Raw genomic sequence first — 14,244 nt, 5'->3', positions numbered from 1 at the left:
CTATAGCTTCACACTGGACGCTGATGTTGCCTGTGTAGGATAGCTGGGAGGCTTAGAAACCCGGACGCCAGTTCGGGTGGAGCCAACCTTGAAATACCAGCCTGGCATCATTGGCGTTCTCACTCAGGTCCGTTATCCGGATCGAGGACAGTGTGTGGTGGGTAGTTTGACTGGGGCGGTCTCCTCCTAAAGAGTAACGGAGGAGCACGAAGGTACCCTCAGCACGGTCGGACATCGTGCAATGAGTGCAAGAGCATAAGGGTGCTTGACTGCGAGACAGACACGTCGAGCAGGTGCGAAAGCAGGTTCTAGTGATCCGGTGGTTCTGTATGGAAGGGCCATCGCTCAACGGATAAAAGGTACTCCGGGGATAACAGGCTGATACCGCCCAAGAGTTCACATCGACGGCGGTGTTTGGCACCTCGATGTCGGCTCATCACATCCTGGGGCTGAAGTCGGTCCCAAGGGTATGGCTGTTCGCCATTTAAAGTGGTACGCGAGCTGGGTTTAGAACGTCGTGAGACAGTTCGGTCCCTATCTGCCGTGGGCGTTGGATGTTTGAGAAGGGCTGCTCCTAGTACGAGAGGACCGGAGTGGACGACCCTCTGGTGTTCCGGTTGTCACGCCAGTGGCATTGCCGGGTAGCTATGGTCGGACGGGATAACCGCTGAAAGCATCTAAGCGGGAAGCCCCCTTCAAGATGAGACATCCCTGAGGCCTAGAGCCTCCTGAAGGGCCCAGCGAGACCAGCTGGTTGATAGGCACGGTGTGGAAGCGCTGCAAGGTGTTGAGCTAACGTGTACTAATGGCCCGTGAGGCTTGACCCTATAACACCCAAGGGGTCTGGTCGCAGTGATAACGTAAAAACCGGATATGCAGCGTGTGGCTAAGCTAGCTCATAGAACAAAGTGAGACAGAGGCGAAGCGACAGGCAATGAGACGATCACAAACAGCATGATATACATCGCCAGTTACGCCTGACGACCATAGCGAGCGTGAACCACCTGATCCCTTGCCGAACTCAGTAGTGAAACCGCTTAGCGCCGATGGTAGTGTGGGGTCTCCCCATGCGAGAGTAGGTCATCGTCAGGCACTTATTATGAAAAATCCCCCAGGGCTGATGCGCTGGGGGATTTTTTTTTTTGCGTGAAGGTTAGGTTGTGAGAGGAAAACTCCAACACCTCACCAATTTAATGGTTCCCTGGCATTTTATGTCAAATATAACAATAGGTTGTGTATTTAGCATGGTATTGTTGCCAAGCAGCATCTAGTATTATGTTGCACGTACCCAGAAGTAAAATCTCAGGAGGAGAAACGGTATGACGAATCAATTAGCTAAAAAGTTAGCGATCGCGCTATTCATGGCCTTGATGGCAGGCGGGCTTATCGCTTGTGATGACCAAGGGCCTGCTGAAGAAGCGGGTGAAAATATTGATAACGCGGCAGAAGATGCCGGGGAGAGTATGGAAGAGCTCGGCGAAGATATGGAAGAGGCTGCCGAGAACTAAGCTGGCCGGTTAATTAGATAGTTAAAAGCAGTCGCTGAAGAGCGGCTGCTTTATTTTTTGTAATGTGTCCATGATGACTCCGATAATGATAAGAAATGGAGGAAGCGACATGCAGTTACAGCGTGATAAGAGCCTGCTGCTAATGGTCGATTTTCAGGCTGGGTTACTGCCTGTGATCGACGGTGGTCAAGAAGCCGTTAACGAAGCGGCTTGGTTAGGTGAAATGGCGTGCTTGCTTGAGGTGCCGGTATGGTTAACCGAGCAGTCTCCAGAAAAACTGGGTGGGTCTTCGGCGACACTACTTACCTGCTTGAATGACTATCAGCTCTGGCATAAACAGCACTTTAGCGCTATGGCGGAAACCGAGTTTCGTGAAGCGCTAAACGCAACGGGAAAAACACAAATTGTACTGTGTGGTACAGAAGCACATATCTGCGTGCTGCAAACTGGGTTAGGGCTATTAGAGGCAGACTATGAGCTTTACTGGCTGAGCGACGCCTCTGCCAGCCGCCGCCCGGAAGAGGCTGCGTTTGCCCGTGAGCGAGCCTGTGCGAGCGGTGCTGTGGCGGTGACGGCAGACATGGTGGCTTATGAGTGGCTACACCGCTGTGACACTGCGCTGTTTAAAGAGGCGCATCGGCAGTTGTTAAAGCCGCGTTCGGCTCGCCCGGTACGTTTTTTCTAGCCGGTTCTAGCGATCGGTTTCTTTGCGCGTGAAAACAAAGGTATCCCCCTGGGAGGCCGATACATCGAAACGGTATCCCGCTACGTCAAACTCCTTAAGACGTTCTGGGTCGTTGATCTGCTGCTGAACCAGCCAGGCGCTCATTAGGCCGCGGGCCTTTTTGGCGTAGAAGCTGATGATTTTAAAGGTGCCGTTTTTTTCATCTTTAAACACCGGGGTAATGACCCGGGCATTGAGTTGCTGGGTATCTACTGCTTTGAAATACTCATTCGAGGCGAGGTTCACCAGCACGTTAGAACCGCTGTCAGCAATGGCCTCATTGAGTGCAGGCGTTAATATAGGTTTCCAATAGGCATACAAGTCCTTGCCAGCACTGTTGGACAGCTTGGTGCCCATCTCTAGCCGATATGGCTGAATCAAATCCAGAGGCCGTAGCAGGCCATATAAGCCGGAAAGTATGCGCAAATGGGATTGTGCGTAACGGTTCTCCTCCTCGCTGAAGCTTTCCGCTTGCAGGCCGGTATAGACGTCGCCCTGAAAGGCCTGCGCGGCGGGTTTAGCATTGCTCAGCGTGAAAGGGGGGCGCCACTCCTCAAAGCGTGCCGCGTTCAGCCCGGCTAACTTATCGCTGATACCCATGAGTTCGCTGAGTTGCTGTGGCGAGTAATCGCGCAAAATAGTGATCAGCGCTTGGCTGTGTTTTAGAAAGTCAGGGTGTGTCACCTGCTCTGTAGTCGGTGGGGTTTCAAAATCCAGCGTTTTAGCGGGAGAGATAACACTCAGCATCGCATACTCCTGGTCGTGCCCGGGTAAATAAAAGTGAGCTTAGTATACCAAGCCTCGGCAAAGGCCGAGGCTATGGTGGTGATAGCTTTATGAGAGTCAGCTGTTTTTTAAGGGCGATTATTAAGAGCTATCTTTTTACGGACAGGGATTCGGCATACGGCGGTGAATATCTTCGATTGCGACTAGCACTTCATCATCAAGTTTGAGGCTCTCGCTGGCTAGGTTGCTTTCCAACTGCTCCATGGTGGTCGCGCCAATAATATTGCTGGTTAAGAAGCTGCGTGAATTTACAAACGCCAGTGCCATTTGCGCAGGATCAAGCTCATGCTGCTTAGCAAGAGTCACATAGGCTTGGGTTGCTGCTTCCGCTTCCGGCGAGGTGTAGCGCTTAAAGCGCTCATAAAGCGTCAAACGTCCTTTGGGAGGTTGAGCACCATTTAGATATTTGCCCGAGAGCACGCCAAAACCCAGCGGTGAGTAGGCAAGTAGGCCAACATCTTCGCGATGGGCTATTTCAGCCAAGCCGACTTCAAAAGAACGGTTGAGAAGGTTGTAAGGATTTTGAATAGACGCCACGCGGGGCAAGTCTAGCTTATCGGCGAGCTGCAGTGAGCGCATCACACCCCAGGGAGTATCATTGGAAAGCCCAATGGCGCGCACTTTGCCAGCATCGACGAGTTCTTTCAGTGCAGAAAGCGTCTCTTCTAACGGTGTCGCATCTTCGTCTTCGCTATGCACGTAGCCCAGTTTGCCAAAGAAGTTGGTTTGGCGATCGGGCCAATGTAGCTGGTAGAGGTCGACGTAATCGGTGTTTAAGCGCTCCAGGCTGGTATCGATGGCCTGATGAATATGCTCGCGGGTTAACCGCGGCCCACCGCGAATATGGTCAAGCCCAGGCCCGGCGGCTTTGGTCGCAATGATGAGGTCGTCTCGGGCTCCGCGCTGCTTTAGCCAACTGCCGATATAGCGCTCAGTCAGGCCTTGCGTCTTCGCCATGGGGGGAACAGGATACATTTCTGCGGTATCAATGAAGTTAATGCCAAACGCCACGGCTCGATCTAGCTGCTCATGGGCCTCGGCTTCGCTATTTTGTTCGCCAAACGTCATCGTGCCTAAGCAGAGTCGACTTACCTCTAGGCCGGTTCTGCCAAGTGGGCGCGTTTGCATTTTCATCTCCTTACTAAGGTAGGATTGCCACAAAAAAGGCTACCATTACCAGGTTGGTAAACGACGTATGATCGGCATGTTAGCGAGGCTCTTTGCAAGCAGCAAATTAATGGGGTTGAGTCGTCGCAAAGGCAGGCGTATGCTTGCCAGCCCATCGACCGGCTAAAGGCCGGTTTATCGTGTGGTTGGCAGCTATTTTAGTGACTGCTGACCCAATGTTCCAACAGATAGGCAGGGTGGTTTGCCATGCTGCAGGCATCAACGTTGTTTACTCGGCTAGAATTTCGTCTAGCTGAACGGCTGTTTCATAATCACTGGTTGCTGCCGCGTTCACCGCGTACCCAGCGTTTAACCATGCGCTTGTTTAAGCGCTGTGCGGAAGCGGGTCACCCTGACGCGCTGTCCGTTTACGGTCATATGTTGTTTCACCGCAGCCAGACGCCACAAGACAAAGCGCGTGGTGCGCGTTACGTGTTGGAAGCGGCACATGCCGGGGATGTGAAGTCACAGTATCAAGTGGCACAAATCCACGAGCACGGCTGTGCGCAATACCCACGCCGTGACGACTACGCGGTGACGTGGTATGCCCGCGCCGCCCAGTCTGGGCATTACCTGGCTGCCGAGCGGCTTGCCCGTGCTTACCGTCTGGGTGAGTTAGGCTTAGCGGTGGATAGTAGCCGAGCGGCTTATTGGCAGCGACAGGCGGAACAACCGTTAGATGATGTGGCCGCCGCATGAAGCGTTACCACGTTTTGATTGAGTGAGGAAGGTTGTGTCCGAGACGCTACCCACAGTACTAGATATTGAAGCGTCCGGATTTGGGCGTGGCAGCTACCCCATTGAAGTCGGCATCGCACGTGCCGATGGGAGCTGCTGTGCTTTTCTCATTCAACCGCTGGAAGAGTGGACGCACTGGGATCCCAAAGCTGAACTGCTGCACGGCATCTCCCGCGATCGTCTCATTCAGGAGGGCTATCCGGTACGTCAAGTTGCCCACTGGCTGAACGATGAGCTGCGTGAGCTGGGTAAGGCCTATAGTGACAGCTGGGGTTACGACAACACTTGGCTGTCGCTGCTCTTCCATCATGCGGGCATGCTGCCGCGCTTTCGCCTTGAAGCGTTAAGAATTCTGCTTAGTGAAGATCAGCAGGCGCTGTGGAGCGATACCAAAGAAGCGATGATTGCCGAACGCGGCATTCATCGTCACCGGGCGGGGGAAGATGCCCGGTTGCTGCAGCTAACCTACCAGCAAACCCTCAAGCTCACCGGCAATACACGCGGCTAAAGCGCTTTCTATGCCGCTTTATAGCTGGGCCTCTAGCGCATCAAGCAGTTCCATCGGCGTCAGCGCATCGAGCAGCATATCGCGGGTGGTCGATGCCAAGAAGCCATGGCTGACCGTGCTATCTAAAAAGGTCAGCAGAGGCGAGTAGAACTCATCGATATTGAGTAGCCCTATCGGTTTCTCGTGCAGCCCTAAATACCCCCACGTCCATATTTCAAATAGCTCTTCAAAGGTGCCGATCCCGCCGGGCAGCGCAATAAACGCGTCAGCGTTGGCCGCCATGGTGGCTTTGCGCTCATGCATATTGCGCACCCGTATCAACTCACTTAGCCCAAAGTGCGCCTGCTCACGTTCAACCAGGTGATCGGGCATGACACCAATGGCTTCACCGCCTGCTTCCAGCGTCGCGTTAGCCAGTTCACCCATAAGGCCGATACGGGCACCGCCATAAACTAGCGTATGGCCGCGTTCAGCGAGCGTGCGTCCCAGCTTGTTGGTCGACTGGCGAAAGGCTGGGCTATTGCCTTCACGGGAGCCAAGATAAACGCAAATTCGAGCCATTCGAAAATTCCTTATAGCAAGCGAAGGACAGTATTTAAGGAGAGCACTTAAGGCAAATGTAGATCGACCTGATGATGTTCATCCATCCATTGGCCTATCACATTGTTACCGCACAGATGATGGGCGTACTGGGTGTGCAGGCAGCGCACCTGGTGCCAGTTAGTAATCCCGCCAATGCCGCGCTCGGTCATCACCTGGGTGTAACCCAGCTTAGCGATTTCTTCACGCTGAGCATCGCTCATAAAGTCCCAACGGGCGGTCACATAGTCGCGGTGGCTCTGCTGATAGGCCTCGAGAAATGCGGGCTCATCCTGCAGGCGCTGTTCGAGCGCTTTAATAACCCCAACGGCTTCGATGCGGGAGATCTCAACTTTAAGCACATCGGAACAGAGCCAATACAGGGTGGGGAAGGGTTTGCCATCGACAATGGGTGCCATACGCAGAACAAGCGGTGTGCCTTCACCGTCGGTAGCGGCGACCGCTTCAATACCACGCGGTGCTCGGCCAAGCTGCTGGGAAATAATAGCGAGCTGACGTTCGTCAGGCGCCTGATTAGTGCAAATCACCATCGAATTGGTCTCTCACGGACGGTCATCTTGGACAAATTTAGTCGAGCGGCCAACGGCGCGGAAAAAACAGCGATTGAGCTGTTCAGGTGACGCGACATAGCACCACGTCCGCTCACAGTATTCAGCGGCTCGTGCCATTAGCACGTCATAAAGGCGGTTGAAGGGAGCATCATAATCGTAGGGGTCGGCTCCAAACAAGCGGATATGCGGATAGTCAGCGAAGCGCTCGACAAAATAGTTTTCTAGGTCGGCTTCAACGGCACGGTGCTGGGCAACGTTGTCAGGGTCTATCCAGAGGTTGTAGCGGATGGCCATTACATAGGCTCCTGTTGCCCCGGCAGCGCGGGCAGCGGTAATCAGGCAGACTCAGGCGCGTCTTGCAGATGTGCCGTTAGCGCCTCGCGCAGGTCGCCCTCAATGGGCATGGCGCACTTAGCCTGATGGTCGTACTGCACCATAACGGTGTGGCCAAGATTGGTAAGCTTGCCGTGTTGGCGTGCTTCTTGGGTCACCGTAAACGAGCTATTGCCTAGCCGCGTTAAGTAAGTACGTATTTCGATATCGTGACCGTAAAACAGTTCAGCCCGGTAGTCGACTTCCATTCGCGCCATAATCAGGCGCCACTGTTTAGGGTTTAAGTCAGGGGTAAACAGTTTGAACAGATCATTGCGAGCAAGCTCAAACCACGCCGGCAGGCGGGTGTTGTTAATGTGACCTAACGCATCGGTATCGTAAAACGCTGGCTCAATGGTACGGGTGAACATGGAGAATCCTTGTTATGTCCTTGTTATGGGCAAGGTAGTAGCCACAGGGTTTGTTCAGGATTGACCCAAGCAAGCGCTTGGTCAAGCGACCATTACACTAAACGCAACCCTTGCTGGTCTCGCCATGCGGCTTCCAGTGCTGATTGAAGGGGGACTTTCAAGTGCGCTGGGAGTGCTTCATGAGCCGCCTCCAGTGAGTCAAACGAGCGATTGCGTAGCCAGCAGTAGGCCCAGGCGCAGGCTTCGGCGTCGCTATCGGGGGTCGGGCGAGCGGGCATTTGGTTGAGCAGAAAGACAGCAGTGCGCGGGGCCCAGAGCGGCATCTCACCAAGCTCATCGTGGCTCCACTGTTCAAGCGTCGCGCCATTGGGTGTGGCGTCGGGCGTACCTAGTTTCGCCACCCGTGCTGTTTCAGCCAAAATAAGCGCTAGCTGGTCTGTATCCGCTTGACCTAGCGAGCGCCATTGCCGCAGCAGCGCAGATAGCCCTGCGCGCATCTTGGTATAAAAGTCATCTTGCGGCATGCTTGGCACAACCCCTATTCAATGAGTGAGATTTGTCATGGCCTATGATTTTGCCACGCCTGTGGAGCGACGCCACCCAGAAGGTGGCTGGGCTTCGCAAAAATGGCACCGTTACGGCGACGATGTGTTACCCCTTTGGGTCGCCGATATGGATTTTCGCTCCCCGCCCGCGGTGATTGATGCGCTGCAGGCGAGGGTGGCTCACGGTGTCTATGGCTATGGCGAAGTGCCCGCTACGTTAACAGAAACCCTGTGTGAGTGGAGCGCCCGTCATTACGACTGGTCCATTCAGTCGGCGTGGCAGCAGTGGCTGCCGGGCGTCGTGCCAGCTTTGCACCTGGCCGCGTTAGCGCTGACCGAACCAGGCGACGGCGTATTAACGGTGGCGCCGATCTACCCGCCCTTTTTAGAGGTGGCAAAGCGCACCGGGCGACTGCCCCAGCAGGCGATGCTGGCAGCGCCTTCCACACCTAATGAGCCTTGGCAGCTCGATATTGCCGCCTTGGAGGCAGCGATTACGCCGCGTACCCGCTTGCTGCTGTGGTGCCAGCCCCACAACCCTACGGGGCGTGTATGGCGCCATGAGGAGCTTGCTGCGCTGGCTGAACTGGTCGAACGCCGCGATCTTTGGGTGATTTCCGATGAGCTGCACTGCGATTTGCTGTTAGACGAAGGCGCCCAGCACCGCCCGTTAGCCGCGGCATTTCCTGCACTGGCGAAGCGCACTATTACCCTGTGGGCGCCGTCGAAAACGTTCAACCTAGCCGGGCTGACCAGCGCCTGCGCGGTGATTCCCGATCCTGCACTTCGTGAGCGTTTTGCAACCGCGGCCAAAGGGCTACTTCCCGATGGCAACGTGCTCGGCTTGGTCGCGGCGGAAGCGGCGTATCGCCATGGTGATACGTGGCGGCAGGCGCTGTTAAGCGTGCTGCGTGAGCACCGCGCGACGCTGCAGGCGCGCATAGCGACTTGGCCGGGCGTTAGTTGGAGCGCACCGGAGTCGACCTATTTAGCCTGGCTGGATATGCGTGAGGCAGGGCTTGGGGATGCGCCCTACAAGACGCTGCTAAAAGAGGCGGGGGTAGCGCTTTCGGACGGAGCTGCCTTTGGTTGCCCCGGCTTTGTGCGGCTTAACTTCGGCACCACCGCCTCCCAATTGGAGGCGGCGCTGTCGCGTATGGATAAACTGCTGAAGCGAGAGTGAAGAGGCGCTAAAAGTAAGTGCCGCTGGAAGAATCGCTTAGTAGAGCATGGCAAAGAGTTTGCGGCGGTAGGCCACGGTGAGCGGATGTTCGGCGCCCAGGGCGTCGAATACCTGCAGCAGCGTTTTACGCGCTGCGTCATCGTTATAGGCGCGATCCTGCTTCATCAGTGCCAGCAGCGCCTCCAGCCCTTCGTCGTAATGGCCGTCGGCTACTTGGCGTAGCGCGCGCTGGTACTGTGCTTCGCTATCTGTTCGGACACCTAAGGCGGCAATCTCTTCAGCCGAGAGCGCCTGCTCGCCAAACTCGATACTGGCGCGCACGCCACGGGCGGGTGGCGCATCGCGCTCTTCCGGCGGTAGGTTGTCCAAGACTTCACGCGCCTCGCTAGCGCGCCCTTCGGCCACCAGTACGCGGGCGAAGGCGACTTGATAGGCGTAGTGCTCCGGATGCTGGCCCATCAGGGTCTGGTAAATCTCGCGAGCGGCAGCGGTATCGCCTGTTTTAAGCGCCTCTTCCGCCTGCTCTTCGGGGGAAGGTGGCGCTTCGCCGGCCGCAGGGAAGTAGCGGTTCAGCCACTCGCGCACTTCTTTCTCCGGCAGAGCGCCCTGGAAGCCATCGACTAAACCGCCTTGGCTAATCAGCTTCACATCAGGCACCGACTGCACGCCCAATTGGCCGCCAATTTCAGGGTTCGCTTCGATATCGAGCTTGCCGAGCAGGAAGGCGCCCGCGTACTCAACTACCAGCTTTTCCAGTATTGCAAGCAGGGTACTGCTGCCAGGATGAGAAGGTGAGTAGCAGCCCAAGAGCACGGGCACCTGCATGGAGGCTTCCAGCACCTGCTGAATATTGCCTGCATTCAGCTCGATAATAACGTCTTCAGGGCGCACCGATGCTTGGTTAGCGTCAGGCGCAGGAGCGTCGGCATTTCCGGTATCCGCAGTCAGCGGCTTACCTGAGCGGGGATCAATAATCTGCATGGGTAGGCTCGTCACTAAAAAATGAACAATAGTAAAAAATGGACAATAGTTCCCCATGATATGCAGGCATGCCCGGGAGGATTCAAGGAAAGGTGGGGAAATAAAACCCAGGGCGCGATCATAGGCGCCCTGGTAGCACTATTTTTTCTGGTCTTGTTGCTGGTATTGCTTCTGAAATTGCTTAAGGAATGATGCGTTCAGCGCGAAGGCGGGCGAATAAGTCGAAAAACGCCGCGCGGGTTTCGCGGAAGTGGTCAAAGCCGAAATCGCGGGATTTGGTCACGTCGTTAACGCACTCAAGCTCACGCCCTAGCGACTGAAGCGCTGATGGCGCCCAATACCGAGCCTAGCGGCGTGTTGCGCTTTAATGCCCCGGTAGCCTTCGGTCAGCGCCAGATCGTGCCGATTCTGCACCATTGTCAGCGTCGCTACCCGGCCATCAAAGCCGAACTGATGCTGACCGATCAATTAACTGACCCAGTGCGCGATGGCATCCGGCGCACTGGTTCCGATACTAGAAGCGTGGGAATGCGAGGTCATGCCGGGCAGGCGCGATATCCACGTGCTCTATGCGCAGCGGCGGTTACATACGCGCAAGGTGAGCGCTTTTCTGGATCATCTGTTTGAGATGGTTGAGCCTACGCCACCCTGGGATCGCTGGCGTGAGCGGGACATCGTTAATGGGACGATAGTATACAGCAATCCATTATAGCGTAGACCCCGTTGAGATTATCCAGGGGTGTATTGAGGCCGTCGAATATCTGATGATAAATGTGGCCTATACTTGTAAAGGGCAGCGCTTAGTGTGCCTGCGGAACCGACGTATATATATTGCTAGGGTCGCAGCGGCTTTAAAGAACGGCTCACTTAGCTCGATAGAAGTTTTGGAAGCGACCTCCAGCGTTGCATTTGCGACTGATCATCGGGCTCGTGCGATAGTTTTGTCGCTATACGTCCTTTTCATGCCAATATACGACCAAAGAGTAATGACACCCCTGCACGAGTGAGCGCTCACTTCTGTGATTGGAAACTAAATAACGTCAGCGACACCTATATACTAATAAGAAAAAATTGATGATTTAAAGGTGACTGAGGGTAAAACCATGACATCAAATCAAGCAAAAGACCCGGCAGCAAGTACCAAACGCGCGGGCGAACCGCAAACCCTTGGCTTTCTACTGCTAGATAACTTCACGTTGATCTCCCTGGCATCAGCGATAGACCCTTTGCGGATGGCTAATCAGTTGGCTGGCCGTGAATTGTATCGCTGGTATACCTTGACCCAAGACGGCTTGCCGGTGCGCGCCAGCGATGGGCTGCAGGTGACGCCTGATGCGTCCATGCATACCCCGCTTTCGCTTGAATGGGTAGTCGTTTGTGGCGGAGTAAGGCCACAGCATAGCGTTACTCGTGAGCACGTGCGTTGGCTGCAGTCTCAATCACGCCAGTTAAAACGATTAGGCTCAGTATGTACGGGTAGTTGGGCATTAGGACAGGCGGGGTTACTGGACCACTATGAAACCAGTGTGCACTGGGAGTGTCTGGCCTCCATGCAGGAAGCCTTCCCCAACGTCACCCTGACCCCGCATCTTTTCTCTATTGATCGTGATCGATTTACCGCCTCTGGCGGCACTGCGCCGCTCGATATGATGCTTAATTTGATTGCCCACGACCATGGGCGCGAGCTTTCAGCAGGCATCTCCGAGATGTTTATTTATGAGCGCGTGCGTAACGAACAGGATCAACAGCGGGTTCCTCTTAAGCACGTGTTGGGCACTACTCAGCCCAAGCTGTTAGAGATTGTGGCGTTGATGGAATCCAACCTTGAGGAACCGATTGAACTCGATGAGCTGGCACGTTATGTGGATGTTTCGCGTCGCCAGTTAGAGCGATTATTCCAGCGCTATTTGCTCTGCTCGCCGTCTCGCTATTATCTCAAGTTACGACTAGTACGCGCACGGCAATTGCTCAAGCAAACTCCCTTGTCGATCATTGAGATTGCCTCGGTTTGCGGTTTCGTTTCGACGCCCCATTTTTCCAAGTGTTACCGCGAATATTTCGGCGTGCCGCCGAGAAATGAGCGCCTGGGAGGCTTTGAGCGACCAGGTAGTAGCCCTAAGTCGCCACCTTTGCTCAGGCAGTGGGGGAACGCATCTGCAGCCCAAGAGCCCTCCTCTGGTGCTCAGCAGGCACTCGCCAATGCGCAGGGAGAGCCGACCTTTGCCAGCGTGCTGCTGCTGGACCGATAGCTACTGCGTCATCCATCCTCATAACGTGCTGCCCGGCGTCGGGCAGCACATTTTTTCATGACCGCTATGCTCCATTCGAGCGTGACTTTGCCCAGCGTGACGTTGCGATAAATTTTTTGCAGTTACGCGAGTAGTGGTCGTGTTCGCGATGACATGACGCTTTTGGAATTTCCGCTGTCGTTTCCAAGAGCAGCTCCCCCCGATGTCAGCGCTATGCTCGCTACATTCATCAATGCTGGAGCTTAGCTATGACCCCCTCTGAACTGCACAATGACGCCATCGTCATTGACGGCCTGATCATTGCCAAATGGAATCGTGAGCTGCTTGAGGACATGCGTCGCGGTGGCCTGACCGCTGCCAACTGCACCGTCTCAGTATGGGAGGGTTTTCAGGCCACGGTCGATAATATCGTCAAGTCCAATCAGTTGATGGCCGAATGTAGCGATTTGGTGCGTCCGGTGCGCACCACAGCGGATATCACCCGCGCCAAAGAAGAGGGTAAGACCGGTATTATCTTCGGTTTTCAGAATGCCCATGCCTTTGAAGACCAAATTGGCTACGTAGAGATCTTCAAGCAGCTCGGCGTGGGCATCGTGCAGATGTGCTACAACACCCAGAACCTGGTGGGCACCGGCTGCTACGAACGCGATGGCGGCTTGTCCGGGTTTGGCCGTGAGATCGTCGCCGAGATGAACCGCGTCGGTATCATGTGCGACCTCTCCCATGTCGGTGCCAAAACCTCCGAGGAAGTGATTCTGGAGTCTAAAAAGCCGGTCTGTTACTCCCACTGCCTTCCCTCCGGCCTTAAAGAGCATCCGCGCAATAAATCCGATCAAGAGCTCAAGTTTATTGCCGACCACGGCGGCTTTGTCGGCGTCACCATGTTTACCCCGTTCCTCAAGAAAGGCATCGATTCCACCATTGAGGATTATTGCGAGGCCATCGAATACATCATGAATATCGTCGGTGAGGATGCCATCGGGATCGGCACCGACTTTACCCAGGGACATGGCCAGGAGTTCTTCGAGTGGTTGACCCATGACAAGGGCTACGCCCGTCGCCTGACGGACTTTGGCAAGATCATCAACCCCGAGGGGATTCGCACCGTCGGAGAGTTCCCCAACCTGACCGAGGCGCTTCTGAAGCGCGGTATGAGTGAGTCTCAGGTGCGCAAGATCATGGGCGAGAACTGGGTGCGCGTGCTTAAGGACGTGTGGGGAAGCTGATGAGTCTTACCACGCGGCTTTACCGGCGATAGGCCTACGAGGGGGCGCTGTGAACCCCTCCCTGGGCGCTACTTTTGCCATCCATGGCAAAAGACCCCCTCTACGGCCTATCCCCGGCGCCGCTTCCCTTGCAGAACGGCTAATTAGCCACTTCATAACAATCAGCAAGACCTGAGGAAGATAACCGTGACCAAACTGGCCCCCGCACTGCCCATCGAAGTAGATAGTGAGACCGGCGTCTGGACAAGTGACGCATTGCCGATGCTGTATGTGCCGCGGCACTTTTTTATCAACAACCATGTCGCGGTAGAGGAAGCGCTGGGTGCCGAGAAGTACGCCGAGATCCTCTACCACGCTGGCTACAAGAGTGCCTGGCACTGGTGCGAGAAAGAGGCCGAGTGCCATGGTCTTGAAGGCGTCGCCGTATTTGAGCACTACATGACGCGTCTTTCCCAGCGCGGCTGGGGGCTTTTCATTACCGAGCAGATTGACCTTGATGCCGGTACGGCGAGAGTGCGGCTGGAGCACAGCGCCTTTGTTTACCAGCTTGGCAAGACGGGAAAAAAAGAAGAGTACATGTTCACTGGCTGGTTCGCCGGGGCCATGGATCAAATCCTCGCCGCACGCGGAAGCTCACTGCGCACCGTCGCCGAGCAAACGCAGAGTGGGGCCGAAGAAGGCTGCGATGTCGGCGTATTTGACGTTAGGCCGCTGACCGACGCCACCCGCTAACCG

Annotated in this window: 17 protein-coding genes and 2 rRNA genes; 11 read left to right on the top strand and 8 right to left on the bottom strand. The window is 55.3% G+C overall.

Annotated elements, in window-relative coordinates; translation table 11 throughout:
- The 4 genes from QT230_RS06540 to QT230_RS06525 all read left to right on the top strand — a co-directional run.
- A 23S ribosomal RNA gene (locus tag QT230_RS06540) occupies window positions 1–827 on the top strand; the annotation flags it as partial.
- Between the two features lie 149 nt (window positions 828–976).
- A 5S ribosomal RNA gene (rrf, locus tag QT230_RS06535) occupies window positions 977–1,092 on the top strand.
- Window positions 1,093–1,319: 227 nt separating this feature from the next.
- Window positions 1,320–1,508 carry a hypothetical protein gene (locus QT230_RS06530; RefSeq protein WP_308320770.1) on the top strand — a complete coding sequence of 63 codons (189 nt, stop codon included), beginning with the start codon at window positions 1,320–1,322 and terminating at the stop codon, window positions 1,506–1,508.
- 109 nt (window positions 1,509–1,617) lie between these two features.
- Window positions 1,618–2,193, top strand: a complete 576-nt coding sequence (locus QT230_RS06525) for an isochorismatase family protein (protein WP_308320769.1) — start codon at window positions 1,618–1,620, stop codon at window positions 2,191–2,193.
- Between the two features lie 6 nt (window positions 2,194–2,199).
- Here QT230_RS06525 and yaaA read toward each other — a convergent pair whose 3' ends face one another.
- Both yaaA and QT230_RS06515 read right to left on the bottom strand, forming a co-directional pair.
- On the bottom strand, window positions 2,200–2,979 hold the full coding sequence (yaaA, locus tag QT230_RS06520; protein WP_308320768.1) for a peroxide stress protein YaaA: 780 nt from the start codon (window positions 2,977–2,979) through the stop codon (window positions 2,200–2,202).
- Window positions 2,980–3,114: 135 nt separating this feature from the next.
- Window positions 3,115–4,146: an NADP(H)-dependent aldo-keto reductase gene (locus tag QT230_RS06515; protein WP_308320767.1), complete on the bottom strand. Its 1,032-nt coding sequence runs from the start codon at window positions 4,144–4,146 to the stop codon at window positions 3,115–3,117.
- Between the two features lie 246 nt (window positions 4,147–4,392).
- Between QT230_RS06515 and QT230_RS06510 the strand changes: the two genes are divergently transcribed.
- Window positions 4,393–4,884: a tetratricopeptide repeat protein gene (locus QT230_RS06510; protein ID WP_308320766.1), complete on the top strand. Its 492-nt coding sequence runs from the start codon at window positions 4,393–4,395 to the stop codon at window positions 4,882–4,884.
- A 34-nt stretch (window positions 4,885–4,918) separates the two neighbouring features.
- Window positions 4,919–5,431 carry a hypothetical protein gene (locus QT230_RS06505; RefSeq protein WP_308320765.1) on the top strand — a complete coding sequence of 171 codons (513 nt, stop codon included), beginning with the start codon at window positions 4,919–4,921 and terminating at the stop codon, window positions 5,429–5,431.
- A gap of 18 nt (window positions 5,432–5,449) precedes the next feature.
- On the opposite strand, the gene QT230_RS06500 is transcribed toward QT230_RS06505, so the two are convergent.
- The 5 genes from QT230_RS06500 to QT230_RS06480 all read right to left on the bottom strand — a co-directional run bounded on the left by QT230_RS06500 (window position 5,450) and on the right by QT230_RS06480 (window position 7,849).
- Complete coding sequence (locus tag QT230_RS06500) at window positions 5,450–5,992, bottom strand: TIGR00730 family Rossman fold protein (protein ID WP_308320764.1); 543 nt, start codon at window positions 5,990–5,992, stop codon at window positions 5,450–5,452.
- A 47-nt stretch (window positions 5,993–6,039) separates the two neighbouring features.
- On the bottom strand, window positions 6,040–6,561 hold the full coding sequence (locus QT230_RS06495; RefSeq protein WP_308320763.1) for a DUF501 domain-containing protein: 522 nt from the start codon (window positions 6,559–6,561) through the stop codon (window positions 6,040–6,042).
- A gap of 12 nt (window positions 6,562–6,573) precedes the next feature.
- Window positions 6,574–6,876 (bottom strand): hypothetical protein, encoded by a 303-nt coding sequence (locus QT230_RS06490; protein ID WP_308320762.1) that lies wholly within the window; start codon window positions 6,874–6,876, stop codon window positions 6,574–6,576.
- A gap of 41 nt (window positions 6,877–6,917) precedes the next feature.
- The gene (locus tag QT230_RS06485; RefSeq protein ID WP_308320761.1) at window positions 6,918–7,325 is read right to left on the bottom strand and encodes a thioesterase family protein; all 408 of its coding nucleotides are present in this window, start codon (window positions 7,323–7,325) and stop codon (window positions 6,918–6,920) included.
- Between the two features lie 92 nt (window positions 7,326–7,417).
- Window positions 7,418–7,849 carry a hypothetical protein gene (locus QT230_RS06480; protein ID WP_308320760.1) on the bottom strand — a complete coding sequence of 144 codons (432 nt, stop codon included), beginning with the start codon at window positions 7,847–7,849 and terminating at the stop codon, window positions 7,418–7,420.
- A gap of 37 nt (window positions 7,850–7,886) precedes the next feature.
- Here QT230_RS06480 and QT230_RS06475 point away from each other — a divergent pair, with 37 nt between their 5' ends.
- A complete protein-coding gene (locus QT230_RS06475) occupies window positions 7,887–9,053 on the top strand; it encodes a PatB family C-S lyase (protein WP_308320759.1) in 1,167 nt (388 codons plus the stop codon).
- Between the two features lie 36 nt (window positions 9,054–9,089).
- On the opposite strand, the gene QT230_RS06470 is transcribed toward QT230_RS06475, so the two are convergent.
- A complete protein-coding gene (locus tag QT230_RS06470; protein ID WP_308320758.1) occupies window positions 9,090–10,034 on the bottom strand; it encodes a tetratricopeptide repeat protein in 945 nt (314 codons plus the stop codon).
- Between the two features lie 327 nt (window positions 10,035–10,361).
- On the opposite strand from QT230_RS06470, the gene QT230_RS06465 reads away from it, so the two are divergent.
- The 4 genes from QT230_RS06465 (at window position 10,362) to QT230_RS06450 (ending at window position 14,241) form a co-directional block, all read left to right on the top strand.
- Window positions 10,362–10,661, top strand: coding sequence for a hypothetical protein (locus QT230_RS06465; RefSeq protein WP_308320757.1), 300 nt, complete (start codon window positions 10,362–10,364; stop codon window positions 10,659–10,661).
- A 476-nt stretch (window positions 10,662–11,137) separates the two neighbouring features.
- Window positions 11,138–12,283, top strand: a complete 1,146-nt coding sequence (locus QT230_RS06460) for a GlxA family transcriptional regulator (RefSeq protein ID WP_308320756.1) — start codon at window positions 11,138–11,140, stop codon at window positions 12,281–12,283.
- A gap of 248 nt (window positions 12,284–12,531) precedes the next feature.
- On the top strand, window positions 12,532–13,509 hold the full coding sequence (locus tag QT230_RS06455; RefSeq protein ID WP_308320755.1) for a dipeptidase: 978 nt from the start codon (window positions 12,532–12,534) through the stop codon (window positions 13,507–13,509).
- A 186-nt stretch (window positions 13,510–13,695) separates the two neighbouring features.
- Window positions 13,696–14,241 carry a DUF5943 domain-containing protein gene (locus tag QT230_RS06450; protein ID WP_308320754.1) on the top strand — a complete coding sequence of 182 codons (546 nt, stop codon included), beginning with the start codon at window positions 13,696–13,698 and terminating at the stop codon, window positions 14,239–14,241.
- The last annotated feature ends 3 nt before the right edge of the window (window positions 14,242–14,244 follow it).

The organism is Halomonas sp. SpR8 (genome assembly GCF_031010195.1).
Classification (GTDB): Bacteria; Pseudomonadota; Gammaproteobacteria; order Pseudomonadales; family Halomonadaceae; genus Vreelandella.
Note: the sequence above shows the minus strand (reverse complement) of the source record. Positions and strands in the feature narration are given on the sequence as shown.

What these genes read in the sequence shown, in the direction of transcription:
- QT230_RS06530 (WP_308320770.1), top strand. Translation starts at nt 1,320, where the DNA reads ATGACGAATCAATTAGCTAAAAAGTTAGCGATCGCGCTATTCATGGCC.
- QT230_RS06525 (WP_308320769.1), top strand. Translation starts at nt 1,618, where the DNA reads ATGCAGTTACAGCGTGATAAGAGCCTGCTGCTAATGGTCGATTTTCAG.
- yaaA (WP_308320768.1), bottom strand. Translation starts at nt 2,979, where the DNA reads ATGCTGAGTGTTATCTCTCCCGCTAAAACGCTGGATTTTGAAACCCCA.
- QT230_RS06515 (WP_308320767.1), bottom strand. Translation starts at nt 4,146, where the DNA reads ATGCAAACGCGCCCACTTGGCAGAACCGGCCTAGAGGTAAGTCGACTC.
- QT230_RS06510 (WP_308320766.1), top strand. Translation starts at nt 4,393, where the DNA reads ATGCTGCAGGCATCAACGTTGTTTACTCGGCTAGAATTTCGTCTAGCT.
- QT230_RS06500 (WP_308320764.1), bottom strand. Translation starts at nt 5,992, where the DNA reads ATGGCTCGAATTTGCGTTTATCTTGGCTCCCGTGAAGGCAATAGCCCA.
- QT230_RS06495 (WP_308320763.1), bottom strand. Translation starts at nt 6,561, where the DNA reads ATGGTGATTTGCACTAATCAGGCGCCTGACGAACGTCAGCTCGCTATT.
- QT230_RS06490 (WP_308320762.1), bottom strand. Translation starts at nt 6,876, where the DNA reads ATGGCCATCCGCTACAACCTCTGGATAGACCCTGACAACGTTGCCCAG.
- QT230_RS06485 (WP_308320761.1), bottom strand. Translation starts at nt 7,325, where the DNA reads ATGTTCACCCGTACCATTGAGCCAGCGTTTTACGATACCGATGCGTTA.
- QT230_RS06480 (WP_308320760.1), bottom strand. Translation starts at nt 7,849, where the DNA reads ATGCCGCAAGATGACTTTTATACCAAGATGCGCGCAGGGCTATCTGCG.
- QT230_RS06475 (WP_308320759.1), top strand. Translation starts at nt 7,887, where the DNA reads ATGGCCTATGATTTTGCCACGCCTGTGGAGCGACGCCACCCAGAAGGT.
- QT230_RS06470 (WP_308320758.1), bottom strand. Translation starts at nt 10,034, where the DNA reads ATGCAGATTATTGATCCCCGCTCAGGTAAGCCGCTGACTGCGGATACC.
- QT230_RS06465 (WP_308320757.1), top strand. Translation starts at nt 10,362, where the DNA reads ATGGCGCCCAATACCGAGCCTAGCGGCGTGTTGCGCTTTAATGCCCCG.
- QT230_RS06460 (WP_308320756.1), top strand. Translation starts at nt 11,138, where the DNA reads ATGACATCAAATCAAGCAAAAGACCCGGCAGCAAGTACCAAACGCGCG.
- QT230_RS06455 (WP_308320755.1), top strand. Translation starts at nt 12,532, where the DNA reads ATGACCCCCTCTGAACTGCACAATGACGCCATCGTCATTGACGGCCTG.